Raw genomic sequence first — 4,494 nt, 5'->3', positions numbered from 1 at the left:
TTAAAGAAAAATTAAATTGGCGTAGCCCTGTTAAATATAGATTTGAATATGAATCTAAAGTTACATAAAGCTAAAAAAACAGGAATGAAAATTTCATTCCTGTATAAAGTCCAACTTTTGGGTCTCAGTACATCCATTCATTTTTAATCGCTCTTTTTTTATCTATGCACATTAAAAAGAAAGCAATAAAATTAATAATTATAAAATATATTAAAATAAAATTTTTCACAATATTACCTCCATAAAAAATATATTATACATTATAAATCAAGACATTTGTTTTTGAAAGTTAAATTTGTAATTATTACATATAAAATATTTGATGAGAATCAATATAACATTAATTGGAAAATTAAAAAAAATTAAACAATTCCTAAATAGGGGGTATATTTATAAGACACAAAGTGATAAAATTTACTTAGAAAATAATGTAAAATAACAGGAGGATAAGACAAAATGAAATTTATAGTAGAAAAAGAAGTCTTTGATAAATTAGAAAATGTATGCTTTGGTGTAGTAGTAGCAAAAGGAATAGATAACACTAAAGAAATTGAAAGAATAAGCAATCTTTTAGATATAAGTATAGATAGAGTAGAAGATTACTTTAAAGATAAAAAAGTAAAGGAATCGGAAGAAATTATACCATATAGAGAGGCATTTAGAAGTTTAGGAATGAACCCAAATAAATTTATGAGTTCGATAGAAGCAATGACAACAAGAGTTGCTAAGAATAAGAAACTTCCTCATATAAATCCTATCGTAGATTTAGGAAACTCTATTTCTTTAAAATATTTACTTCCAATGGGTGCTCATGATATGGATTTTAGAAATGATGATGTACATGTTAGATTCTCAAAACAAGGAGACAAATTTGTACCATTTGGAGAAACTGATGTTGAGTTGATGGAAGATGGAGAATTAATTTATTCTGTGGGCGATATGGTAAAAACTAGAAGATGGATATGGAGACAAGGGGAAGAAGGAAAAATCACTAATAGTTCAAAAAATATATTTTTTCCTATAGATGGTTTCACTGATGCTAACTTAGATAAGGTAATGAGTGCAAGAGAAGAACTAGCAAAATTATTGAAGGAAATCTTTGATTGCGAAATTAAAGTAGGTTTTGTGGATAAAGATAACCCAGAGATGGAAATATAATAATATAAGTTGAATATTTGTTAAGATATTATATCTAATTAATGGTATTAAAAAAAGAAAGGTCGTAGTAAATTTGAAAAAAACTGTAATAAAGAATGTAAAACCAATGATTGAAAATAAGTTTATAGGACTTTTTGAAATTGAGTATAAAAACAAATTAGATGAAGATAAGGTTTGGATGGTAGCATCAAGAAAAAGTAGTGAACAATTAGAAAACATCTATTTGAAGAATGAAGAAGATAGTGTAGATGCAGTTGTAATAGTTGGACTTCATAAAAGCAGTGAAAAATTAGTTTTAATAAGACAATTTAGAGTACCTATCAATGATTATATATATGAATTACCAGCAGGTCTTGTTGATGAAGGAGAATCTATAGCTATTTCTGTTGAAAGAGAACTTAGAGAAGAAACAGGACTTACTATTTTAGAAATTCAAAAAAATAAGAGTAGTGATAAGGTATATTTATCTCCTGGAATGAGTGATGAATCTGTTGCTTTTGTTTATTGTAAATGTGATGGTGATATAACAGATGAATTTTTAGAGCCGGATGAAGAAATTGAAGCTCTTTTAGTTTCACAAGAAGAAGCAAAGGAGATTCTACAGAGTAATCATAAGATAGACACAAAAGCATTTTTGATTTTACAGATGTTTGTAAGCTTAGGAAGTAAATTATTTGAATAACTATATAGAAAAGAGATTATGTAGAGAAGTAAACTGTTGAGATTTATTTTACTTGTAGAAATTATAATCTCTTTTTTTATACAGTAAATTATAATTCCCTGTATCTTTAAATAAATCAAACCAATTCCAGATGCTATAACAACTGAAATACCAAAACTATTTAACATACCTGTAATAAAAATGATAAAATGTATACGTTTAAATAATTGAAAAATTTGATGTAAAATACAAGCAAAATAGTAGATTAGTTTAATATTCTAGCTTATAGGGCTAAAAATTAGAAGTTGTAAAGGAGATAAGCCTATGAAAAAATTAGTTATTCTTTTAATTAGCATTATCAGTGTAGTTAGCTTGACAGTTTGCAAAAAAAGCAATGAAAGTAAATATAATAATTCAAGCAACAAAGAATCAGGACAAACAACTATTGAAATGAATTAGATAAAAATTATGATATTTCAGACCCATTTGTTAATGCACGTTTATTTTGTGTATCTGATGATATAGATGTTTTAAACACAGAGATTTCTTTTAAAATGGACGGAGAGAGTGGTCTTGTGGAAATAAAAGATAATAAAACAGACGAAACTTTATGGAGTAATACATGGCATGAAAGTATTGATAATGATACATTCACAATTTCTCTTGATAATATGCAAAAGGAGAAAGAGTATGCTATATGGTTTACTGGAACTAAAATAAATCATGCTGTTGTAAAGGCTACTTTTGAAAGCTATTTGGTTCAGGAGAAAGAAAGACCTTCAAAATAAATTCCAGTTTGTCTATAACTTAATATTCAGTACCTAAAAGCAGTTAATATTTATGATTGACTGTTTTTTCGTATCTAAAAATGAGTCGCTGTACATTTTTACTTGAAACACGCATGCACCTCAAAAGCTGGCACACATGCTCTTGAAAATAGGAGCTTGTGCTTGATGAAAAATCTTATCTAGAAGAATGATGCTATCTATAAAAAGGAAGATATGATGGATTGAGTCAATGCATTTTATAACAGTATAAGGTAATAACAAAATACTGGAAGTACTTTTTATAATTTATAAAATATATTTTTAAGTTTTCAATTAATTACATTTCTAGAAATTAGTTAACAATAAGCTAATAAAAATTTATATTTTGATATATGAATAATAATTATAGTAAATTTTAAAAATTCATATATTTTTGGAACTAAATAATAATTTATTTGTTTTATATATTTTGAATTAGAGGAGAGTGTGGGAGGTATAGTATTTTTAAGAATAAGTATGGTTTAAAAATTAAAAAAAATGGCAAAATATGTCCCAAGGGACATTGAGCAAAATAAATAGCTTCAGCCTCTTTATACTAAAAAGTATACACTAAATAGAGATAAAAATGATACACTAATTGTCTTTTAACAATAAAAAAACATAGAATTTAATTATTTAATCAAGAAAAAGTATTGAACAAATGATTTGTTTAGTGTACAATAATCATGTAAAAACATAGTAATGGAGGGAGACATTTCATAATGAAAATTAAGGTAGGAATGAACGGATTTGGAAGAATAGGAAGAGCTGTATTAAGAATAGCTCAAGAAGAATTAGGAGATAATATAGAAATTGTAGCCATAAATGCAAGAGCAACAACAGAATCTTTGGTACATTTATTTACATATGATTCATGCTATGGAACTTTTAGAGGTGAAGTAGAAGCAAAAGATGAAGAAACTCTAGTAGTAAATTCTAAAGAAATAAAAATATTAAGATATAATGACCCAGAAGAATTGCCATGGAAAGAATTGGGAGTTGATATAGTAATAGAATCGACAGGTCTATTTACACAAAGAGAAAAGGCAGAAAAACATATTAAAGCAGGAGCAAAAAAAGTAATTATAACAGCTCCAGGAAAAAATGAAGATATAACTATAGTTATCGGAGTTAATGAGGAAAAATATGATAATGAAAAGCACAATATAATTTCAAACGCATCTTGTACTACAAATTGTCTAGCACCTTTTGCCAAAGTATTGGACGAAAAATTTGGTATAGTAAAGGGGTTAATGACTACAGTACATTCATATACTAACGATCAAAGAATATTAGATAAGAGCCATAAAGACTTAAGAAGAGCAAGGGCGGCGGCTGAATCTATAATACCTACCACTACAGGAGCAGCAAAAGCTGTGTCAAGAGTATTACCACAATTAGAAGGAAAATTAAATGGTTTTTCGCTTAGAGTGCCAACACCAACAGTTTCACTTGTTGATTTAGTGTGTGAACTTAAAGAAAACGTTACATCTGAACAAGTGAACTCTGTGTTAAAAGATGCTGCTGAAGGAGAATTAAAAGGAGTTTTAGGATATTGCGACAAGCCACTTGTTTCTATAGATTATAAAGGAGATTCAAGATCATCTATAATAGATGCTTTATCCACAATGGTTATAGAAGACAATATGGTTAAAGTAGTTTCATGGTATGATAATGAATGGGGATATTCTTCAAGAACTGTTGATTTAGTAAAATATATAGCTAAAAAATTAAAATAATGAATAACTTTAAAAAATTTTGAAAAAAATTCTATAAAACTAAAAAAAGATTATGAAAAATATTGAAGGAAAAATTTTTTCATAATCTTTTTTGTTTCCTGTAAAAGATACAAGTTACAACTTATATTTG

General features: G+C 27.1%; 3 protein-coding genes and 1 pseudogene. All 4 read left to right on the top strand.

The genetic code is table 11. The features are described 5' to 3' along the window. Positions 1–456: 456 nt before the first annotated feature. On the top strand, positions 457–1,158 hold the full coding sequence (locus KGF42_RS18725; RefSeq protein ID WP_227826876.1) for a phenylalanine--tRNA ligase beta subunit-related protein: 702 nt from the start codon (positions 457–459) through the stop codon (positions 1,156–1,158). A 73-nt stretch (positions 1,159–1,231) separates the two neighbouring features. After that, the gene (locus KGF42_RS18720; RefSeq protein WP_227822673.1) at positions 1,232–1,840 is read left to right on the top strand and encodes an NUDIX hydrolase; all 609 of its coding nucleotides are present in this window, start codon (positions 1,232–1,234) and stop codon (positions 1,838–1,840) included. A gap of 303 nt (positions 1,841–2,143) precedes the next feature. Then, positions 2,144–2,607 (top strand): annotated as a pseudogene (locus KGF42_RS19985) (DUF4624 family lipoprotein). Positions 2,608–3,347: 740 nt separating this feature from the next. Beyond that, positions 3,348–4,364 carry a type I glyceraldehyde-3-phosphate dehydrogenase gene (gap, locus tag KGF42_RS18710; protein ID WP_227822672.1) on the top strand — a complete coding sequence of 339 codons (1,017 nt, stop codon included), beginning with the start codon at positions 3,348–3,350 and terminating at the stop codon, positions 4,362–4,364. Positions 4,365–4,494: the final 130 nt, after the last annotated feature.

Source organism: Clostridioides sp. ZZV15-6383 (assembly GCF_020657735.1).
GTDB classification, from domain to species: Bacteria; Bacillota; Clostridia; order Peptostreptococcales; family Peptostreptococcaceae; genus Clostridioides; species Clostridioides difficile_D.
This window is presented reverse-complemented; position numbering and strand designations above follow the sequence as displayed.

Bases quoted from the DNA above. Each gene is read 5' to 3' on its own strand.
- KGF42_RS18725 (WP_227826876.1), top strand. From the start codon at position 457: ATGAAATTTATAGTAGAAAAAGAAGTCTTTGATAAATTAGAAAATGTA.
- gap (WP_227822672.1), top strand. From the start codon at position 3,348: ATGAAAATTAAGGTAGGAATGAACGGATTTGGAAGAATAGGAAGAGCT.